The sequence below is a fragment of the Paracoccus actinidiae genome (assembly GCF_030863885.1).
GTDB lineage: Bacteria > Pseudomonadota > Alphaproteobacteria > Rhodobacterales > Rhodobacteraceae > Paracoccus > Paracoccus everestensis.
Genome location: NZ_CP132956.1, coordinates 4104334 through 4125257, shown reverse-complemented (window position 1 = coordinate 4125257; position 20924 = coordinate 4104334). Strand labels below are relative to the sequence as shown.

General features: G+C 63.5%; 14 protein-coding genes and 2 pseudogenes. 9 read left to right on the top strand and 7 right to left on the bottom strand.

Annotation, left to right across the window (positions count from 1 at the left end; genetic code table 11):
• Nucleotides 1-28 precede the first annotated feature (28 nt).
• Together Q5701_RS20470 and Q5701_RS23110 are read right to left on the bottom strand one after the other, a co-directional pair.
• Nucleotides 29-1106, bottom strand: a pseudogene (locus Q5701_RS20470) (IS5 family transposase); the annotation flags it as partial.
• Nucleotides 1107-1222: 116 nt separating this feature from the next.
• A pseudogene (locus Q5701_RS23110) lies at nucleotides 1223-1519 on the bottom strand (transposase); the annotation flags it as partial.
• Between Q5701_RS23110 and Q5701_RS20460 the strand changes: the two are divergent.
• On the top strand, nucleotides 1442-1666 hold the full coding sequence (locus Q5701_RS20460; protein ID WP_306755518.1) for a hypothetical protein: 225 nt from the start codon (nucleotides 1442-1444) through the stop codon (nucleotides 1664-1666). The pseudogene Q5701_RS23110 and the gene Q5701_RS20460 sit on opposite strands and share 78 nt — an antisense overlap.
• 257 nt (nucleotides 1667-1923) lie before the next feature.
• Here the strand turns inward: Q5701_RS20460 and Q5701_RS20455 are convergent, their stop codons facing one another.
• Entirely contained in the window at nucleotides 1924-2490 is a 567-nt protein-coding gene (locus Q5701_RS20455; RefSeq protein WP_306752785.1) for a Pycsar system effector family protein, read from the bottom strand.
• A 228-nt stretch (nucleotides 2491-2718) separates the two neighbouring features.
• On the opposite strand from Q5701_RS20455, the gene Q5701_RS20450 reads away from it, so the two are divergent.
• Nucleotides 2719-6318 (top strand): TonB-dependent receptor domain-containing protein, encoded by a 3600-nt coding sequence (locus Q5701_RS20450; RefSeq protein WP_306752784.1) that lies wholly within the window; start codon nucleotides 2719-2721, stop codon nucleotides 6316-6318.
• Between the two features lie 10 nt (nucleotides 6319-6328).
• The gene (locus Q5701_RS20445; protein WP_306752783.1) at nucleotides 6329-8134 is read left to right on the top strand and encodes a CHASE2 domain-containing protein; all 1806 of its coding nucleotides are present in this window, start codon (nucleotides 6329-6331) and stop codon (nucleotides 8132-8134) included.
• Between the two features lie 148 nt (nucleotides 8135-8282).
• Here the strand turns inward: Q5701_RS20445 and Q5701_RS20440 are convergent, their stop codons facing one another.
• Together Q5701_RS20440 and Q5701_RS20435 are read right to left on the bottom strand one after the other, a co-directional pair.
• Nucleotides 8283-9845, bottom strand: coding sequence for a hypothetical protein (locus tag Q5701_RS20440; RefSeq protein ID WP_306752781.1), 1563 nt, complete (start codon nucleotides 9843-9845; stop codon nucleotides 8283-8285).
• A 37-nt stretch (nucleotides 9846-9882) separates the two neighbouring features.
• Nucleotides 9883-10146, bottom strand: coding sequence for a hypothetical protein (locus Q5701_RS20435; RefSeq protein ID WP_306752780.1), 264 nt, complete (start codon nucleotides 10144-10146; stop codon nucleotides 9883-9885).
• Nucleotides 10147-10649: 503 nt separating this feature from the next.
• Between Q5701_RS20435 and Q5701_RS20430 the strand changes: the two genes are divergently transcribed.
• Entirely contained in the window at nucleotides 10650-12086 is a 1437-nt protein-coding gene (locus Q5701_RS20430; protein WP_306752779.1) for a DUF6880 family protein, read from the top strand.
• Nucleotides 12087-12285: 199 nt separating this feature from the next.
• On the opposite strand, the gene Q5701_RS20425 is transcribed toward Q5701_RS20430, so the two are convergent.
• Complete coding sequence (locus Q5701_RS20425; RefSeq protein WP_306752778.1) at nucleotides 12286-13155, bottom strand: DMT family transporter; 870 nt, start codon at nucleotides 13153-13155, stop codon at nucleotides 12286-12288.
• 226 nt (nucleotides 13156-13381) lie between these two features.
• On the opposite strand from Q5701_RS20425, the gene Q5701_RS20420 reads away from it, so the two are divergent.
• Nucleotides 13382-14272 carry a LysR family transcriptional regulator gene (locus Q5701_RS20420; RefSeq protein ID WP_306752777.1) on the top strand — a complete coding sequence of 297 codons (891 nt, stop codon included), beginning with the start codon at nucleotides 13382-13384 and terminating at the stop codon, nucleotides 14270-14272.
• A gap of 105 nt (nucleotides 14273-14377) precedes the next feature.
• Here Q5701_RS20420 and Q5701_RS20415 read toward each other — a convergent pair whose 3' ends face one another.
• Nucleotides 14378-15013: a TetR/AcrR family transcriptional regulator gene (locus Q5701_RS20415; RefSeq protein ID WP_306752776.1), complete on the bottom strand. Its 636-nt coding sequence runs from the start codon at nucleotides 15011-15013 to the stop codon at nucleotides 14378-14380.
• Between the two features lie 144 nt (nucleotides 15014-15157).
• Between Q5701_RS20415 and hpbA the strand changes: the two genes are divergently transcribed.
• The 4 genes from hpbA (at nucleotide 15158) to proX (ending at nucleotide 20668) form a co-directional block, all read left to right on the top strand.
• Entirely contained in the window at nucleotides 15158-17194 is a 2037-nt protein-coding gene (gene hpbA / locus Q5701_RS20410) for an N-methyl-L-proline N-demethylase HpbA (RefSeq protein ID WP_306752775.1), read from the top strand.
• Between the two features lie 288 nt (nucleotides 17195-17482).
• The gene (locus Q5701_RS20405; protein ID WP_306752773.1) at nucleotides 17483-18694 is read left to right on the top strand and encodes a quaternary amine ABC transporter ATP-binding protein; all 1212 of its coding nucleotides are present in this window, start codon (nucleotides 17483-17485) and stop codon (nucleotides 18692-18694) included.
• Entirely contained in the window at nucleotides 18678-19601 is a 924-nt protein-coding gene (locus Q5701_RS20400) for an ABC transporter permease (protein WP_306752772.1), read from the top strand. Before Q5701_RS20405 ends, Q5701_RS20400 begins: the two co-directional genes overlap by 17 nt.
• Nucleotides 19602-19642: 41 nt before the next feature.
• Nucleotides 19643-20668, top strand: coding sequence for a glycine betaine/L-proline ABC transporter substrate-binding protein ProX (proX, locus tag Q5701_RS20395; RefSeq protein ID WP_306752771.1), 1026 nt, complete (start codon nucleotides 19643-19645; stop codon nucleotides 20666-20668).
• Nucleotides 20669-20924: the final 256 nt, after the last annotated feature.

Below are 20924 nucleotides of genomic sequence, written 5' to 3'. Positions count from 1 at the left end.
CCGGGCTAGTTGGTTCTGAACAACCGTATCAGGCGGCCAATGCTTCGCGTTGTTGGGGCGTTTTGGGCTGGATCATCGCCGCAATCAGGTGAAGCAACAGGAAGCAAAAAGTCCTGAGATGGGCGAGTATCTTGCGGATATTGTGACCGCAGGCGCAGAGGACGGCAAAGATTGCGTCGGCGGTGCGGCCCTTCAGCGGGCATCTGGCCAGGCGACCGTCGCTTTTCATGTGCCCGATCTCCGGCGTGATGGCGCTTCGTCGCCTGAGGAGCTTTGCCAGGAGCGGGGTGATGCCACGTCTTGTGCCCGCTGATCAGGACCTTGGTGGTCTCCACGCCATGGCCGCGATAGCCGCGGTCGACCACAGCCAGATCCGGCACCTGGTCAGTCAGGATGGCGACCTGCTCGAGCGCAGGCACCAGGGTGTGGCCATCATAGGGATTGCCCGGAAAGCTACGGGCGCCGACGACGAAGCCTCCGTCGAGGGTGGTGGCAAGGCTGACCTTGGTGCCGAACTCATAGCGGATGCGCGCCTTGCCCTTGGAGATGCAGTCGACCTAGGGCTCATGCAGGGAGTAGATCTTGTTCTTGCTCTTGGGCGTTTGCTCAAGCAGGCGACCGACCAACCAGAGCGCCTCCAGCACCTTTTGGCGCAGCGGACCTTCGGGGATGTCCTGCAAATGGCGGCGCAGGTCCCGGCGCACCCGGCCAACATAGCCCTTGAGCTGGAGCAGGGCCTTGCGCATGCGCTTGAACTGTCGGGCGTGGGCATAGCGCCCGACCTGGATGGTCAGCCGCGGCGCAAGCCGCGCGTAGCTCTGGCGCAACTCGACCCCGGCTTCTTTCGCCAAACCCGCCAGCAAGGCGCGGGCGCGCTCGTAAAGCCGCGCAACCGTCGGATGAGCGATGGTCTTTTCCATCACGGTCGTATCCACAACCACCCGCTTCAGGCTCTTGTCGGTGACCGCGCCAGAAGCCCGACCTGCTTCGATCGTCTTGGTCAGTAGCCACTCCACCCCTTCCCCGCCGATCCGCTTGCGCCAGCGGGTCAAGGACGACGGGTCGATTGGCGGGCGGTGCTGAAAGAACGTCTCACCTTGTCGGTGACCGCGCCAGAAGCCCGACCTGCTTCGATCGTCTTGGTCAGTAGCCACTCCACCCCTTCCCCGCCGATCCGCTTGCGCCAGCGGGTCAAGGACGACGGGTCGATTGGCGGGCGGTGCTGAAAGAACGTCTCACCGGTGAAGTGTTGATAGTAGGGGTTTTCGACCCACCGGGCGACGACGGCCTCGTCCGACAGCTTGAAGGCATGCTGGAGATACATGAGCCCGGCCACCAGGCGCAGCGACGTTGCCGGGCGACCCTGGTACGACGGGAAGAAGGTCGCCCATTCGCGTTCGAAAAACTCCCAATCGATCAGCCCTGCGAGCTTCACCAGTTCGTGGCGGGCATCGATCATATCGACCAGCCGGGGGCGGAGCAGGTCATCCTGTTCAGGGGCGCGGGAATGGGGCTTCATCGGCGACCGGAATTTGCAGGGTTTCTGCACAAAGCATACGAAACCCTGCAATTCAAAGCGAACAAAACCGAAGCTTCAGCAGGTAAAGTCAACGCGGTAGAGGTTATTCAGGCAGGACTAATTAAATTAACTTACAAATATAGGTAGATACCTTTCTCTGCGGTTGGGCGGCGTCCGAGCTGGTCCGTAAATCATGACCGTAAGCGCTATGGGACTTTCACAACCGAAAGTTGTCCATTTGGACAAATCTACTGACGCGTCAATGAAGGGCATAACCACCCCATCAGCCGAGCGGCTCTTGTGACCTGTGCTTTGGTCGATGCGTCAGCCGCAGCGCAATCGGAGGCTGAACAGGAGCCTGAGACGCTTATGTCTGATTACAGACTTGTTGTAAGGACTACGCATCAGCTTGGCGGACTCACGGCCAGCAACAGCACATAGCAGCCGAGCCAAATCATCAGGCCCCGAAAGGCGATGCCGACAAGGCGGAACTTGCGTTTGGCAAGGGTGGCCAGGTTTTCCACATTGCGGGCGTATTCGTCGAACAGGAAGGCCGCATCGCCGTTCTCGCGCGCGGACAGCATCCGCTGGCCCTGGTCCGGCCAAGCGCCCCAGAACAACGACGTCCCCTTTGCAAGCTTGCGCGGCAGCACCACGCCAAGGGCTGAAAACAGTGTCAGCAGGACCGCCCCTGCCATCACCGCCGTGACTGCTGCCTGCAGGGGAGTGGCGGTGCGATAGGCGGCCAAGGAAAAGATATCCCGCCCCTCTGCCGAGGCCAGCAGGAAGGCGACCATGAAGGTGAACAGATAGGCGGCCTTCTGATCCGCTGTCTTTATCTGGTCATAGAAGACATCGTTGACCTTCTTGAGATGCTCCCAATAGGGATCATTTCCGGCAGGAGCTTCTGGCAGATTTTCGACGCTAGGTGCGTCCGGTCCCGGAGCGTCGGGCATGGGTTCGGATTTCACCACAATACCTGCTAAAAAACGCAACAACTTTACATGATGCTTATCATGCAGCTGGAGAGTGCGACAACTTAATCCGACTGTCAGACGGACAGCTTGACCCACTGTCCGGGCCGTCGGATAACAGAGCCGTGAGGCCTTTTTTCGGGTTTTCTGTTCATGTGTCTCCGACTTCCTTGGCACCTGGCCGTGGTCTGTCTGCTGGTCAGCCCGGCATGCGCGGAACCCCTGATGCGCAATGAAACCCCGGCGGGATCAGTGATCGCCCGCAGGTCGGGCGAAGAGGTTCAGTTCATCGACCTGTCAGGTTGGACAGCCGTCGAACTGGCACAGGATCTGTTGGCAGGCGATGTGTTGCGAACCAATGCCATCGGCAATCTTGCGGTGATGTTTGCGGACCGAACGCAGATGCGGCTGGCACGAAACACCACGATGATCGTGAAGAAGGTGGGTGCGGCCTCAGACAGCGTGTTCGAACTGCAGCGGGGCACGCTGTGGGGCAGGGCGGCGCGCGGCGGACAAGGGCTGATGGTGGAAACCCCGGCAGCAGCGGCGGCAATCCGAGGAACGGACTTTTCTCTTAGTGTGGACGGCGACCGGACATCGCTGACGGTGCTGGAAGGAATCGTCAGCCTCAGCAACCCGCAAGGGTCGGTCACCGTCCGTCAGGGCGAAGCCGCTGCCGCCCGGATAGGCGAGGCGCCGACCAAGATCATCATCACCGACCCGTCCGACCGGGAACAGATGCTGACCTATCTGTCCCTGCGTTCGGCCTTTTCCGCGCTTGCCCCGTCGCCCTTTCCCAGTGCCGTCCTGAGAGCCGAGCGCGCGCGTCTTGAAAATGTGCCCACAAATGCACGCAGCTCGGCCGATCTTGTGACCGCGGCCGAGGTGGCCTTCGCGCTTGAGGGTGCCGAGGCGGCGCGGGGCAGGGTGGCGCAGGCACGGGCGCGGGTCATTCAACCAGACCTGGTGGCGCGGCTCGATCTGGTCGCAGGGCTTATCGCCGCGGACCAGCGACGCTATGACGACGCGCAACGGCTGCTTGCGGCGGCAGCGCCGCGTCTGGATGCGGATCGCAGGGCCGTGGCCGATCATGCGAGCTATTTTGCCCGCGCCCTGGCCGATCCCGGCCGGGCGGAACCGCCTCCCCCAAGTTTCGCCACATCGTCAGGCGCGCTTGCCCATGCCTATGCCCAGGCAGTCCTGCTGGACATCCCTGCTGCGCTTCGTGAACTCGCGGTGGCCGAAACGCGCTTCCCGGACCAGGCAATCCTGCCTGCTGCACGGGCGCAACTGGCGATGCTGGTCGACGACCGCAACCAGGCGCGAGCCGCGATTGCACGCGCGCTTGCCATCGACCCCGACGACCCAAGCGCATTGGAGGCGCAGGCCGTCTTTCTTTCGGATTTCGAAGGCCGCCATGCTGATGCCCTGTCGGTGCTGAACCGCGCGGTTGCCGAAGCCCCGGGCATGTCGTCGCTGTGGAACCAGATCGGGGCGGTGCAGTCCACGCTGGGCGCGAACCGCGAGGCCGAGGCGGCCCTGCGGCACGCCATCGCCCTGCAGCCGATGGACCCCGTCGCCTATGTCAATCTTGCCTTCCTTTACCTGGATCAGGACAGGCCGGACGAAGCCAAGCCGCTGATCGGCCGGGCTTTCGCCTTGGATCCGTCGTTCGATGTGGCTTTGTTCGCGCGGGGCCGCTGGAACCTTCAGCGGGGCGACGTCGCCGCCGCACAGGACGACCTGCTTGCAGGCTCCACGGCCAACCCGGCCTATTCCCAGGGCCTCCTGCTGCTGGCAGCTGCCTATATCGCCGCCGGAGAAGGTGAACTGGCCCAGCAGGCGCTGGACAATGCGGACCGGCTGGATCCAAACGATCCCGTTACAGCACAAGCCGCCGCCTCGCTTGCCATCGACGAATACGAGGCCGACCGTGCCATCGCCGCCGCGCAATCGGCCATGCGACGCGCCCGCGCGCGCGGCGGCGATTTTGCAGGGGCCGGGGCCAACCGGACCGAGGGGTCGCTGCTGAACCAGGCTTTCCGGCTGCAGGGCCTGGATGCCTGGGGCCGATCCTATGGCGACGCGGTGTTCGATCCCTTCGACGGTGCGAGCCTGATCGACCAGGCCGTGGCGGGCAGCGCATCGCCCGTGGCGTCCAGCCTTGGCTATGGCGAGAACGTCGTCGACTCCATCCCCGACGCCGCGAGTTTTTCAGGCCTGTTTCAAGGGCTTTTGCTGTCCCCCGCTATTCTCACGGGGCGTGAACGTGGCAATGACGTGCTTCGCCGCCCCTTTGTCGAAGCAGCACTGGGCTTCGGGAGGGTCGTGACCGATGCGGAAGCCCGCAGCACGCGCAGTCTTGAACTGCAGGGCTTCGGCCATCGCCCCGTTCCCGTCAGCGGTTATCTTCTGCTGGAACAGGAAGGATTTGCGGACAGCCGCAGCTGGCGCGAACCCGGATCGCAGGTTCCCTTGGCGGAATTCGACCTGGACGATCGGGTAACATCGGGCCTTGCCTATGCGACTGCCAGCGTCACACCCGATGACCACATCGTGTTCTATGCGCAGACCGCACGTGTCCGATCACAGATCGACAATGGCCTGATCCTTCTGGACGAACCACTTCTGCCCTTCGACGCTATCCTTTTTAACCGCCAGCGTGAAGCGAGACTGAATCGCGCGGGCCTTGGCTGGAGCCACAGCTTCGGTTGGCACAACGTGGTCGAGGCGGCGGTCTTCGGAACAAGGGCCGTCCAGCAGACCGAGGAAACCGGCCTGCTTGCCTCTCTGGCCTCAGGCGGGATTCTGGGGCTGCGCAACCTTGAGGCCGATACATCGCAAAGCACGCGCATGGCTGCCTTGGGCTGGCGCTACGGTCGTGGCCCCTGGGTGTTGCGCACCGGTGCGGAAATTGGCCGCGTGAAGGCATCGCGTGCGCAGAGAGATACTACGGTTTCTGGTCCGGTGCCCATCGTCACAAGCGAGGAACGGAGCCTGGGCTTCAATGTGGCACGCGCTTGGGCCAACGTGAACTACGAGGTCAGCCCCCGCCTTGCCATCGAAGCAGGCGCCGTCGCCTTGCGCTTTGACGGCGACGTTTCACTTTCCAGGCTGGATCCGCGCATCGGCGTCTCGTGGCGGCCGGCAGAGCGACATTGGCTGCGCGCGGCATGGATCGCCGAGACGACCGGCACCGGGGACACGACCCTGGCGCCGATCGGCACCGTGGCCTTGCAGGCCAGCCGGATGCCCTTGGACCCCGGTGGTCTTTCGAGGACCGCCATCTTGCGATGGGATGCGGAATGGAGCGACAGCCTGTTCACCTCGGTGGATGTGCAGCGGCAGGAATTTACCGGCATTTCCGTTCCCGTTCCGACCGGCCTTGACTGGATCGACGTCGTGGATGGGCGGCTGGACCGGCTCTCGGCCACGGTGAACTATAAACTGCCGCAAGGCCTTGGTCTTTTTGCAACCGTGGTGCGAAACGCCAGCAAGAACCGCGACCCGGCAAGTGCGACCTTTGGCGAAAGCCTGCCCTTTGTGCCCGACGACGCCGCGCGATTGGGTCTGACCTGGGTCCATCCGGCGAACATCCGGGCCAGCTTGGCGGCCAACTGGATTGGCCCCCGGATCGCTGACGAAACGGGCGGACGTGTCCAAGGTGCCTGGACCGCCGATCTTGAAGCGGTCTGGGAATCCCGGAACCAGCGTTTCCTGGCAGAACTGAACGTGTGGAATCTGCTGGACGAGCCGTTCGAGGTCGCGCCAGGGATAAAGGGCGCGGGCCGGACCATAGAGGCGTCGCTCAGGATCAGGTTCTGACAAGAGTATCATGGCAGCCCAGTCCCGCCCCTGGTGGAAAGACCTGCGCGGCGGCACCGGCCCTGCCGACAGACGAAAGCGTCGTGCAGGCCTCGCGCTCTTGGCGATCTCCGTGGCTGCGGCAGCCAGTGTCCTGTCGCAACTGCCCGCCTGGCAGCTCCTCGAGGCGCGGGCCTTTGATCACCTTTCCATGATCGCTCCGCCGCCCAGGCCCGCCGATACCCCGCTGGTCGTCGCCATCGACGAGCCGTCGTTTTCGGAAATAGGCCAGCAATGGCCTTGGTCCCGCGACATCCATGCGCGGCTGGTGACGGCGTTGCGCGACGCTGGGGCGAGGACCATCGCACTGGATCTGGTCTTTGCCGATCCGTCAGAGCCTGGGGCCGATGCTGCCTTGGCCGCTGCGGTCGGGCCGGACACAGTCTTGGCCGCCGACGAACGTATCCTCGAGATGCCGCAAGCCATTCAGCTTCTGCGGACCGATCCGCTTCCGACACTTCTTGAAGCCGGTGCGGTCGCGGGCGTGTCAACTATCCCTCTGGACCGCGACGGCACCGTGCGCCGCTTTCCGCAGCAGCCGGACAGCCTTGCCCGCGCATTGCTTGAGCGGCGGAGCCTGGCGGTTCCGGTCACGCCGCCAAGGGCATTGATCCAATTCTATGGCCCGGCACGCAGCACCCCGACCGTATCCTATTACCAGGCGCTTGATCCCGAAGGTTTTCTCCCACCTGGGCTTTTCATGGGGCGTAATGTCATCGTCGGCTTCAGCCTTCAGGCTGCTCCTACAGCCGACCAGGGAGGTGGCGATGCCTTCACGACCCCAGCGACGGTACGATCCGGGACCTTGGTAGCGGGGGCGGAAATCCATGCCACTCTGGTCGCGAACCTTGTCGCCGGGGACTGGATCCAGGCGGCAAGCCTGTCTTCACGCCTCAGCGAAATCTTCCTGGCAGCGATGCTGGCGATGGCTCTGCTGTGGTCGGGGACGCGGCGGTGGCATATCCTGTCGCTGGTCCTTGGGCTTGCGGTTCTGCCGCTGGCCTGCTGGCTGGCATTGCGGCTGGGGCGCCTGTGGTTGCCGCCGCTCGCGCCGATGGCGGCTTTCGCCGTGACCGCAGTGGGACAAACCCTGCGCGACTTTGCCGCCGAACGGCGCCTGCGGGCAGGGCTAACGCGCGCCTTTTCCCATTACCTTGCCCCCGCGCTTGTCGAACGCCTGGCAGCCGACCCAGGCGCCTTGCGGCTGGGGGGCGAAAGCCGCGAGATCACGGTCCTTTTCTGCGACATTCGCGGCTTTACCACCTTGGCTGAGCATCTGCAGGCCCAGCCCGAGCGGTTGACCATGATCCTCCACCGTCTGATGGAGCCCTTGTCCCAGGCCGTCCTGGCCGAGAACGGCACCATTGACAAATATATCGGCGATTGCCTGATGGCCTTCTGGAACGCACCCCTGGACGTTCCCGACCACGCGGCCCGCGCAGTCGCCGCAGGCCGCCGCATGATCGCAGCCGTCGCTGCCCTGAACGAGGATTTCGCGCGCGAGGGCATAGCCCCGCTGTCCATCGGGATCGGTATCAACACCGGAACCTGCATCGTGGGCAACATGGGATCGGGCGCGCGCTTTGACTATTCTGCAATCGGAGATGCCGTCAATCTGGCGGCACGGCTGGAAGGCATGACAAAGGACCAAGGCGTGCCTTTGATCGCTGGCGAGGGGACCGCGGCGGCCATTGGTCGGGATGGAGGGCTACGCTTCCTGGCAGACGTAAATGTCCGAGGACGATCAACAGCTACCAAGATCTTCTCGTTGGCCTGAAAGGTGCCAAAGGTTCGGTGGTGTGAGATCACCTAAACTACCGTCATGGAGCCTTCATAGCTCGCTCAGAAGCTTACTCTGATCCTCGTGAAATACAGTTTCGGATGGTTCTATAAAACGGCCGTTTGATAATGGCTTCATGGCAGATTCATCCGAAATCAGGGTAGGCGAAAGATGTAGCATTTCCTCGCGCTGCTGTTGTTTGTGGGCCTTCCAGCCTCTGGATCCTGCCGCAGGTTGCCTGCGCAAGATGAGGACGTCTTTTCCGAATGGCAGCACTGCTTAAAAAATGAAGGTGTAAACGGCAATTCATGCAGTAATCGCGGATATGAGAACAACAGAACTTACATCGTTGGTTGTGAGGAGGGTAGGGACCGGGTAACTGGGGCAGATTGCGGGGCAGCTGGTCTACAGACGATAGGCTGGTTCTAGCCCCTGCTATCTGAAACAGTTGCCGAGCAATGTGTCTGAGGCACACTGCCCTGGAATTTGCCCCACTTACAGGGACCGTTTCCAGCTTGCGCGTCTGTTCAGGTGTTTTCGGCATCAGCTTTTGCAGCAGCCGCTCTGCATGAACCCAACACAGGGCGTGATTGGGGATGCGGAACTGCCCGGCATCGTCGGACACGACCACTGTGTTGCCCATCAATCCATGGTGGCGCACCGCGCCCCAGAGGGCCGCCCCGGTGATCTCGCGCACCAGGGTGCGGTCGAAGACATCCAGGCGCAGCCTCACCAGATGATCATACCAGGCCATCTGCGAGGCAAATGAGGTCTCGGGATGAGCGGCAAGCTTGCCGATGACATCCGGCGCCACCTTTCGCTGGCGCATGTAGTCAAGCGCCGCATCGTTGATCACATAGTCCTCGCCCCCGGCCCGTAGGAGTGACAGAAAGTTCAGCCGTGACTTCGAGCGGCCTGTGCGAAAGACGCTGAAGCGCGTGCCGCCGATCTGCGTGGTGATGCCATCACGGTGAGCATGTCGGGCACCGGTGTCATCCACGCTGATATAAGGCGCAGTGGCCAGGCCGCTCCGCAGGATCGCCTGATCCTCTGCCACAAACCCATCCAGATCGGAGGTCAGGATCCGCACCACCTGGCGCTTGGAGATGTCCATGCCGATCCCGTTCAGGATCGCGGTCAGCCGCTCCGTCGTGACCTGCCCTTGGGCATGCAGCGCGAGACAGAACCGCCGCAGGTTGGCGCCAAAGCCACCCAGCAGTCCCTCCGGCAAGGGCGCAATGATCGTCTTGCCTTCCGGGGTCAGCCAGCGTTCGCGTCGATAGCGGACAAGCTCGGCCGAGATTACCAGTTCGCGGACCAAACAAGTTTCATAGCCCTTGAAGCGCGATCCTGCTGGAACCTTAGCTATCAGCACCTCCTCGCGGGTGACGCGGTCCGTGTCTCGCTTGGGGCCCCTTGGCCGACGTTTCCCGCTTGGCTTGCCGGGTTCGCGGTTCGTCGCCTTTTCCATGCCAGACGGTTTGAACGGCGGCCGGGGCGGCAGGTTCTTCAAGCGCGCGATCTCGTCGCGCAAGTCCTGGTTCTCCGCCTGCAGAGTAGCACGAGCCATTTCGGTCTTTTCGAGCTCGTCCCGCAGCTCGGCCACCTGCGCCTCAAGTGCTCCAAGCCGCTGCGACAGATCGACAACAAGCCGGCGCAAGGCGTCGGGCGGCAGCGTCTCAGATCCATCGTCCGAAAGCGGGCTCATGCCGTGTTGAATCAGACATCTGCCACAGGCGCAACGATCATGCCCGGAAATCTGCCCCAGTTACATCGAAAGGGTAACTGGGGCAGATTTCCGGGCAACTCGGTTCAGGCAGGCCGAACGGCGACAAGCTCTGGAACAAAAGGGATACAGCCAGTGAGCCCTTTGAGGCTGAGCCGATCACCAAATAGGCGAAGAAGGAGACGCCAAGTTTGCTGCAGGTCTTCACCAGCCCGAGCATGACGTCGCGTGCCAGGCGGCCATCAGCGCTCATGGTGCCGTCCGAGATGCGGCGCTTGGTCACGCAGGCACGAAGACTGCACTCAGCCTTCGGCTACCGAGTCTCCGAGGAATTCGAAACCCTGTTCGCCCGGAGGGCGGCTTGGATCAGATGGCGCGATGTGGTCCAGCCGAGGCGCTCACTCCAATGCCAGCTCAGTTCTGGGTGGAAATCGACATTTCTAGGGCGTGTTGACGTTTGAGGATTTCCAAACTGATCGCTGGCTGATTCAAGGCTGCCAAATGGGAGGCAACCTTGATCCGCACGACCTTGACCGACACACAGTGGGCACTTATCGCTCCATCCCGCTGGAAAACGAAGTCGGCTGACGGCGGCGGGACTTGAACTGTGTTGAGTGGCGGCTGCGGGCTTATCCGCCTTGGCCAACCTGCCCCTGGCACCATCCGCGGCAAGGTCCAGCGGCCGCAGAGCAGCTTCTCGGATTCCGGCATCCCTGCTTGTTACGGCATTCCCTGTGGGGCAGTCTCGGGAATGCGGCGCTGGATCCCTGCTGAGACCCGACGGTTATGTCCAAGAAGACCCTGAACAAGGCAAACCTCGAAAAGCTGGGCGCGGAGAAGCTTGCCGGGTTGGTCATGGACCTGGTGGCGGGAAGTGCCGCCCTGCAGCGCCGAGCGCGGATGGAGCTCAGCGCGGCCCAAGGCCCCAAGGACATTGCCGCCGATATCCGCAAGCGGTTCGCGTCGCTTCGACGCTCCACCGGTTTTGTCGGCTGGAGCAAGCAGAGGATGCTCGTCAAGGATCTCGGAAGCCTGCTGGGAATGATCGAGACCGCCATCGCGCCACAGGATGCCGATGAAGCGTTCGACCTACTCTGGTCATTCCTGCAACTGGCCCCTTCGATCCATCAGCGTACCGACGACAGCAACGGCGCGGTGGGCGAGGTTCTGCGGGATGCCGTGGACCTCATCTCGAGGCTGGCGCCCCGGATTTCCATGAACCCCCCATCCCTGGCAGAGCGGATCCTCGATGCCGTCGCCGCTGCGGGCTATGGTGAGTTCGACGGGATCATCCCGGCAATGGCCGAAGCGCTCGGCCAGGAGGGCCTCGAGCATCTCAAGCAGATCACCGAAGCCTGGGCGGCGGCGGCTCCCAGGGACCACGAACTGTCCCGATACGAGGGCATCGGCCTGTCGTCCTCCCCGGCGGACAGCGTTCGGCGACACAAGCAAAGCACAGGGTCCATCATCCTGGCGGATGTCGCCGACGCGCAAGGTGACGTTGACGCCTACATGGCCCGCTATTTGCCCGAACAGCTGACCTATGGCACGATTGCCCCAGGCGTTGCGCGACGACTGCTTGATGCCGGCCGCGCCCAAGAGGCCTTCGACATCGTCAATGGCGCCCGAGCCGCCGATGAGGGCAAGTCGTTCAGGATGTTCCAGGATGACCTTGATGAGGTCTACGAGGACTGCCTCGAGACGCTGGGCAAGCTCGATGACCTCAAGACGCACCTGTGGAGCAGGTTCGAGGCAAGCCTGAGCGCCCGCAGCCTTCGCACATACCTGAAGCTTCTTGCGGACTTCGATGACATCGAGGCCGAGGACAAGGCCATCGGGATTGCCGAGGGCCATCCCCACCTGGGTGCCGCGATCAGCTTCCTTGTTGGCTGGCCCCGTCACGACCGCGCGGCACGGATTGTGACGGCGCGGGCGGACGAGCTGGACGGCAATGCCTATCACCTGCTTTCGGACGCAGCCGACGCCCTGGAGGCCAAGCACCCGCTTGCCGCCACGCTGATGCGCCGGGCCATGATCGAGGACAGCCTGGACGGTGCCAAAGCGACCCGCTATCGCCATGCAGCCCGCCATCTTGCGGAATGCCGGTCATCCTATCCAGCCATCGACGATTACGCGGGCTTTCCCACGCATGAACAATTCGTCTCAGCCCTCAAGCAGAGGCACGGGCGGAAATACGGGTTCTGGCAACTGGTCGAGGGGTAAAAGCGGCACCTGGCAGCCGGACGAGCAGACGGGACACTGCAAACCGGCATTCCCCGATGCCGACGCACGACCGCCGCGCAACGAAGGCGATCAGCAGCGTCCAGGTTGCTTCGCACGGTGGTCGTCAAGCAGAGCGGCACGGCCACCGCAGCCTTCAGGCCGGGTGCATGCCACAGGTGGATGGATCATCGGGATGGATTCAGGCTTCCAGGCCGCCTGCTCCGTTCCGGTCGTCCCGCATCGTCAGCCAGACGCCTGCGAGCGTCACGACAAGGCCCATGAACATGATTGTGGTCAGGGGCTCGTCGAACAGCGCCCAAGCCCACAGCATCGTGACGGGCGGACTGAGATAGATCGCCGCGCTGACCTTTGCCGCCGGATAGATCCGCAAGGCCGTGTAATAGACCGAATAGGCGGCGAAGGTCGCGACCAGCACCAGCCAGGCCATCGCAATGGCGAAGTTCCACGTGACCGGCGGCGCAAGACCGTCGCCCGCAGCCCACGAGCACAGTCCGAACAGGACCGATCCGGTGAGGGATTGGATGCAAAGGCTTTGGTGGATCGGGATATGCAATTCCTGCCGCCGCTTGAGCAGGACCGAGGCCATCGCGAAGACCAGCATCGAGCCGACTGTCAGCCCATAGGCCCAGATCGGCGCCGTCCCGATCGACAGGCTGTCAGAGGACACGATCAGCACGCCCGCGACAGCGATCCCCGTACCCAGCCATTGCTGCGGGCTCAATCGGGCGCCAAGGACGGGCCGCGACAGGACAGCAATCGCCAAGGGCAGCAGATCCGAGATCAGCGCGACAAGCCCTGTCGGCACGCGCTGCTCGATGGCCAGGGCAAAGCCGCCCAGGTAGAGGAACATGGCCATCACCCCGAACCCCACCTGCCACAAGACCGCCCAAAGGGAAGGACGCGGACCAAGGGTCAGGGCGAAGGGCAAAAGGATCAGCCCCGCCAGCAGCATCCGCCAGAACAGCAGCAGGAAGACGCTTGCCTCCTCATTGGCATAGCGGATGCCGATGAATCCCGAACTCCAGCCGACGATCAGCATGATGGCCATCGCCGGCCAGAGAAGGCGATGCCGCGTCCAGGAGCTTGCGGGAAGGGACGCATTGGTCATGACAGGCTCGCGGCGGATGGCATGAACATGGCATAGCAAGACGGGCGGCAAGCCGCACATGACAAATTTCGATCCAGACATGAGAAACATGAGTCAGCGGATATGCTTTCTTGCCACGAAAAGTAGGGATGGTCATTATCGGGGAAACTGAATGACGGGCACACGCATGACTGACCTTTCATCTCGCCGACTCGACATCGAGGCGCTGAGGGCGCTGCGCGCCATCCACCAGCATGGCGGAATTACCCGCGCTGCCCAGGTGCTCGGGCTGACGCAGTCAGCGGTCAGCCACAAGATCAAGCGCCTGGAAACCAGCCTCGATTGCGATCTCCTGGCCCGCCGGCCCGGTGCGCCCCTGTTCACCTTGGCCGGAGACGAGCTTCTGAGCTATGCTTCCCGTATCCTCGGGCTGCATGATGAAGCGCTTCTGAGCCTGACGAGAACGGATCTTGCGGGCCGCATCCAGTTGGGGCTGACCGAGGATACCACCTGTTCGGACTTGTCGCGGATCCTCGGCCGGTTCCGCCGCCTGCACCCGCAGGTCGCGGTCCGCACGCGGGTCAGGATGAGCCTTGTGCTGCGGGCGATGCTTGAACGGGGTGAACTGGACGCGGCCATCGTGCAGGTCTTTTCCCACGAGGTGCGGCCCACCGATCTGGTGCTGTTCCGCGAGGACCTGCACTGGGTGAAATCACGGGACTTCGTGCTGCCCGACGAGGGCGCGATCCCCTTTCTTTCCTTTGACGAGCACTGTTTCTATCGGCAATGGGCGCTTGATATCGGGCAGGATGGCGGAGTGCTGCTGGAAGCGGTCTTCGACTGCACCAGTGCGGCTGGCATTGTTGCGGCGGTGACGGCGGGGCTGGGAGTCGCCCTTCTGAATGACCGGCACCTGCGCCACGACATGGATATCATCGGCACCCGGCTGCCCCCGCCGCCGGAACTGGCCTATGTCGTCCGCCGCGCCCGCAAGACGCGAAACCCGGCCCTTGATGGCCTGATTGCCAGCATCGAAGCCGAGATCAGCCGTCATGGCGGGCTGTCGCTTGCAACCTGATATTTCCCAAGAAGAACTGGATGCAGAGATAACCGGGCCGCCATAGGCGTTCGGGTATGCGGCAGGGATCGGATGCTGTCCCGCTTGCAGCGGCAATCCCGATGCTCATGGAGCAGTGCGATCCCGGAAACGGGCGTTGAAGCGGGCGATCTCGCGCGGCTCGGGACGGCTGCCCGTGTAGATTTCGACATAGGTCGGAATGCGGTCCAGACGGGTTTGCAGGTCTTCGGCGGCCTGCATCGAGATGTATCCGATCTGGACCAGATAGATGGTCCGCGCCCGCACATCCGCAGCCACCGGATCGTGCCCCCAATGCTGCATCATAGCCGTTAGGGCAGTAAGGCGGGCTTCATCCGCCTCCTTGATCCGCAATGCCACCGACTCCTCGCGGAGCGCCCAGCTGCGGACGGCGAACTCCAGCCTTGAATCGAAGGTCTGACAGGACAGGAAGCAGCCGATCACGTTCAGCATCGCCTCTGCCTGCGTTTCCGCATATTGCCGCGTGGCCGCAATCAGGGGCTCTGTGGTGCGGGCCCCCCATCCCTCCAGCAGGGCGGCCAGCAAGGCTTCTCGGTCGTCGAAAAACCAATAGAAACTGGTCCGCGACAGGTTGAGCCGCTTGGCCAGGGGCATGATCTTCACGCCATCGACCCCGTTTTCGATCAGGGCCTGATAGCCCGCCTCCAGCCATCCGGCACGAGAGCCCCGCCACCCGGACGCATTGGTCGCGTTTTCGTTCATGGTGTCAGGTTATCGACCTTGGGCCGCGCAAGGCAATCGATTTGTTCATAACTGGCGCCAGATTGAACATAGTAGTAATAAATATTGACATATGTGAACAGTTTGGGCCTGATGGTCAAACCCGCAATTGCCTGAAGGCCCGTGATGTCCAACGACCCGCTTCTTCAGCCCTACCGGTTGAAGCACCTGACGCTTCGGAACCGGATCATGATCACCAGCCATGAACCTGCCTATCCCGAGGACGGGATGCCCAAGGGCCGTTACCGCGCTTATCATGCGGAGCGTGCAAAGGCCGGTGTCGCCCTGACCATGACCGCCGGATCGGCGGCGGTGTCCAGGGACAGCCCGCCCGTCTTCAACAACATCCTGGCCTACAAGGACGAGGTCGTCGGCTGGATGAAGCAGTTGGTGGATGAGTGCCACGACCACGGCGCGGCGGTGATGATCCAGCTGACCCACCTGGGGCGCCGGACGCGGTGGGACAAGGGAGACTGGCTGCCGGTCCTGGCCCCAAGCCATGAACGAGAGGCCGCGCATCGCGCCTTTCCCAAGCGGATGGAGGATTGGGACATCGCCCGCATCATCGGCGACTTTGCCGGTGCGGCCGAACGGATGAAGGCCGCCGGTGTCGACGGGATCGAGCTGGAAGCCTATGGCCATCTTCTGGAACAGTTCTGGTCGCCCCTGGCCAATGATCTGGAAGCCCCCTATGGCGGCAGCCTGGAAAACCGCCTCCGCTTCACGATGGAGGTGCTGGCCGCGATCCGAAAACGCTGTGGCGAGGATTTCATCGTCGGGCTGCGCTATACGGGCGATCAGGTGCTGCCGGGCGGGATGACGCGCGACGAAGGCTTCCAGGTCTCGCATATGCTGAAGGACAGCGGGCTTGTCGACTTCCTGAACGTCGTGCGGGGCCATATCGACACCGATGCCGGCCTGACGGACGTGATTCCCGTTCAGGGGATGCGGAACGCGCCGCACCTGGATTTCGCCGGTGAGATCCGCAAGGCGACCGGCTTTCCAACCTTTCACGCCGCCAAGATCCCGGACGTGCCGACGGCGCGCCATGCCATCGCCGCGGGGCTTCTGGACATGGTCGGCATGACGCGGGCCCACATGGCCGACCCGCACCTGGTCCGCAAGATCATGGAGGGGCGCGAGGACGATATCCGCCCCTGCGTCGGTGCCAACTATTGCCTGGACCGGATCTATCAGGGCGGGCTGGCCTTCTGCCTGCACAACGCCGCCACCGGGCGCGAGGAAACGATGCCGCATGATGTTCCGCGCGCGGCCGAAAGGCGCCGCGTCACGATCGTCGGCGCAGGACCGGCAGGGCTGGAAGCCGCCCGCGTGGCGGCCGAGCGCGGACATGACGTGACCGTCTTCGAGGCCGCCGATGAACCCGGCGGGCAGGTCCGCCTGACGGCCCGGCAGGACCGCCGGCGCGAGATGATCTCGATCATTTCATGGCGGATGGCGATGTGCGAAAAGCGCGGCGTGCGCTTCCGCTTCAATACCCTGGCCGAGGCCGGCGACGTGCTGGCGACCGATCCCGACGATGTCGTCATCGCCACCGGCGGCCTTCCCCATACCGAGGTGCTGTCGCAGGGCAACGATCTGGTCTGTTCCGCCTGGGACATCATCGGGGGCGACGTGAAGCCGTGCCAAGACGTCCTGATCTTTGACGACGCGGGCGATCATGCGGCATTGCAGGCAGCCGATGCCATCGCCGCGACGGGCGCCGCCGTCGAGATCGTGACCCCCGACCGCAGCTTTGCACCCGAGGTCATGGCGATGAACCTGGTGCCCTATATGCGCAGCCTGCAACGCCGCGACGTGACCTTCACGGTGACGTGGCGCCTGCTGTCGGTAACGCGCGAGGGCAACAAGCTGCGCGCCACGCTTGGCAGCGATTACGGCGACATGAGCCGCCAGCGGCTGGTCGATCAGGTGGTGGTCAACCACGGCACCCGGCCCTTGGACCAGCTTTACTTCGATCTGAAGCCGTTGTCGCGGAACCTGGGCGAGGTCGACTACGACGCGTTGACGGCGGGCGGCGTTCAATCCGTCGCGCACAACCCGGGAGGCCGCTTCCGCCTGTTCCGCATCGGTGACGCGGTGGCCGCCCGCAACACCCATGCTGCCGTCTATGACGCCCTGCGGCTGATGAAGGATCTGTAAGACCATGAGGCCTGGCACCGCCAAGTCATGCGGCACACGGTCCGCAAAGGCACCGCCCGCTGTTGAGGCGACAGCCGATGTCCCGGCCGCCGGACACCGAACGCGTGCGGAACAGTCCCCTGCAGCAGCCATCGGTCTTTCGAGGCAATCCGCCGTCAATTTGTTGAATTGCCGGGACGCCCGGCCTAGGCTTGACGCATCAATGGGCATCCTTGGCCAGAAGCGGAGGGGTTTTCATCAGGCGCCACATCGCTGCGCGTCAGGCCCGCCGCGACCGAAAGCAGGGGAATGATGTCTTCGAAACTTTCCGTTCGTCATGTGTTCAAGGTTTTCGGTGCAGCGGCTGGGGAAGCGCTCGCCCGGCTGCGGCAGGGCCAGGGCAAGGAGCAAATTCTTCGCGAAACCGGCGCCACGGTGGGCGTGCAGGACACCAGCTTCGACGTGTCCGAGGGCGAAATCTTCGTGGTGATGGGGCTTTCCGGCTCTGGCAAGTCCACACTGGTGCGAATGCTGAACGGGCTTATTCCCCCCACGGCAGGTGAAATCTGCATCGATGGAGAGGACGTGGCAAGCTGCGCCCCCGACCGGCTGCGGGCCATCCGGCGCGAGAAGATCGCGATGGTGTTTCAGCATTTCGCGCTGTTCCCGCACTGGACCATCACGGAAAATGTGGCCTATGGTCTCAAGGTCAAGGGGATACCCGCTGCGCAAAGGCGCGCGACGGCGCTGGAAACACTGGATCAGGTCGGCCTTGCTGCCTGGGCGGACGCCCTGCCGCCGCAGCTTTCGGGCGGGATGCAGCAGCGCGTGGGACTGGCGCGCGCCCTGGCCACGGGGCCGCAGATCCTGCTCATGGACGAGCCTTTCGGTGCCCTCGACCCGCTGATCCGCCGCGAGATGCAGGACGAGCTTGTGATCCTGCAGAAGACGCTGAAGAAGACCATCGTCTTCATCACCCACGACCTGAACGAGGCATTGCTGCTGGGCGACCGCATCGCGATCATGCGCGACGGCCGCTTTGTCCAAGTCGGCGCCCCGCAAGAGATCGTGGCAAATCCGGCCGATGATTATGTTGCCGCCTTTGTCGGCGACATCGACCGCGGCCGCGTCTTCCGTGCGGCCGACATTGCCCGCCCGCCCGAGGTGCTGCACCTGGACGACAGTCGCCAGCGCGCCCTGGACCGGATGCAGCAGCTTGGCCGCAACGCGCTTTTCGTGCTGGAAGCGGACCGCATCGCGGGCATCGTTCGCCACGAGGATCTGGTCCGTGACAGCGGGGCGCCGCGCGAGCTGCTTCGGCCGTTTCCCAGCACCGCGCGGGGGGTGAAGCTGCACGAGCTTTACGCGTCTGCGGCGCAGGGGCTTCCCATCGCGATGCTTGACGATGGCGGCGCGCTTGCCGGCGTTGTCGAGCTGGACGACCTTTTCGCCTGCCTTGCCGGCGGACCGATGCCCACGCAATATCAGCAGATGGAGCGTCTGGATGCTCAGCCCGGCTGACCTTGTCACCATCCCCTTCGACGACTGGATGAACAGCTTCGTGCGCGGCTGGCTGGTGCCGAACTTCCGCCCGTTCTTCCGCGCCGCGCAGGTGCCGATCTCCTCCGTGCTGAACACGCTGAACGCCTTCATGCTATGGGTGCCGATGCTGGTGACCACCCTTGGCTTTGCGCTGGCCGCGTGGCGATGGGCGGGCAAGGGCACGGCAATCTTCACGCTGGTCGGTTTCGCCTTCATCGACATGATCGGCTATTGGCCGGAAACCATGACCACCCTTGCGATGATCGTGACCTCGGTCCTGTTCTGCGCGGTCATCGGCATCCCGCTGGGCATCCTTGCCGCCCGAAGCGACCTGGCATGGCGCGCCATCCGGCCTGTCCTCGACATCATGCAAACCATTCCGTCCTTCGTCTATCTGGTCCCCATCGTGATGCTTTTCGGGGTCGGGATGACTCCGGGGATCATCGCGACGATCATCTTTGCCATCCCGCCCATCGTGCGCCTGACCAACCTGGGCATCCGGGGCGTCCGCCATGACCTGATAGAGGCGGCGCAGTCCTTCGGCTCGACCCGCTGGCAGATGCTCTGGGACTTGCAGTTGCCCATGGCGATGCGCACCATCCTTGCCGGGCTGAACCAGACCCTGATGCTGGCCTTGTCGATGGTCGTCATTGCGGCCCTGATCGGTGCGGGCGGGCTGGGCCTGGTCGTCAACACGGGCCTTGGACGGTTGAATGTGGGCGAGGCCACCTCGGGCGGCATCGGGATCGTCATCCTTGCCATCGTCCTTGACCGGATCACGCAAGGCCTGGGCGAAAAGGGCTTTGGGGCCGCGCCGTCGCTGACGCGCACCTTGGCCGGGTTCTTTCGCGCCGCATCACGGGCTGACGGGGCAAAGGCCGGCTGAACCACACCTGCCAAGCACCATATCAGAGGGAGAGACTGATCATGAAGAAATTCAAGACGACCGTCGCCGCAGGCGCCATCGGCGCAGCGCTTATGGTCATCGCCGGGGCCGCCGCGGCTCAGGACGCGCCCGGCGAGGGGGTCACGCTGAAGATGGCGCGCCCGACCTGGGACACCGGCTGGTTTCATACCGAGATCTATCGCCAGATGATCGAGGAACTGGGATATGCTGTGTCGGACACGCTGACGCTGGACAACCCGGTGTTCTACGAATCCGTCGCCTATGGGGATGTCGCGCTTTGGGTGGATGGGTGGTTCCCGCTGCACAACACCTATCGCCCGACCTTCGAGGGCAAGGCGGAAATCGTCGGTGCGGTGGCCAAGGGGGGCGCGCTCGAAGGATATCTCGTCGACAAGAAAACCGCCGACGAGCTGGGCATCACCTCGCTTGACGATTTCAAGCGCGACGAGGTGAAGGCCGCCTTTGACCGGGACGGCGACGGACGTGCGGACATGGTCGCCTGCCCTCCGGGCTGGGGCTGCGAAATCAACATCGAGCATCACCTGGACGCCTATGAATTGCGCGACCATGTGAACCCCATCAAGGCCGGTTACTCCGCCTCGATGGCGGATGCGGTTGCGGCCTACGGGAACGGCGAATCGATCTTTTTCTATACCTGGACGCCGAACTGGACCGTGAACGAGCTTGTACCGGGCAAGGATGTCGTCTGGATCGAGGTGCCCGAGGTCGACCTGCCCGAGGAACTCGCGGATCTGGAGGATGCCGCAACCATGGCAGGCGTCGAGGGCTGCGTCAGCGACCCCTGCACGCTCGGCTTCCCGGCCAATGACATCGTTCCCGTCGCGAACACGGCGTTCCTTGACGAAAACCCGGCCGTCCGCGCGCTTCTGGAGGCAGCCGAGATCCCGCTGGCCGACATCTTTGCCCAGAACGCCGCGATGAACGGCGGCAACGACGACATCGAGGCGCAGGCGCGCGAGTGGATCGCGAACAACCGCGCCCTGGTCGACGGCTGGATGGAAACGGCACGGGCCGCCGCGCAGTAAGCGGCGACGCGCCACAGCTTCTGCAGTCCGCCCCGGCGCCGGCATACGCCGGGTGCGCGACGAAGGCCCGATCAAATATGCAAAACGCCTTGCCGCACAGGCCAGGATTTCTTGGTCGCGGCGCAGCACCTGACCTGCCGGGCTGACACCGACCGGCCCAAGGCGGGCGGTTCGAACCAGTGCCTGCTGCCTTGCCGCATGGCTCTAACCCGGATTATTCGTGAGGGGTTGGTGAGGCTGGCTTAACCAGTTGAAG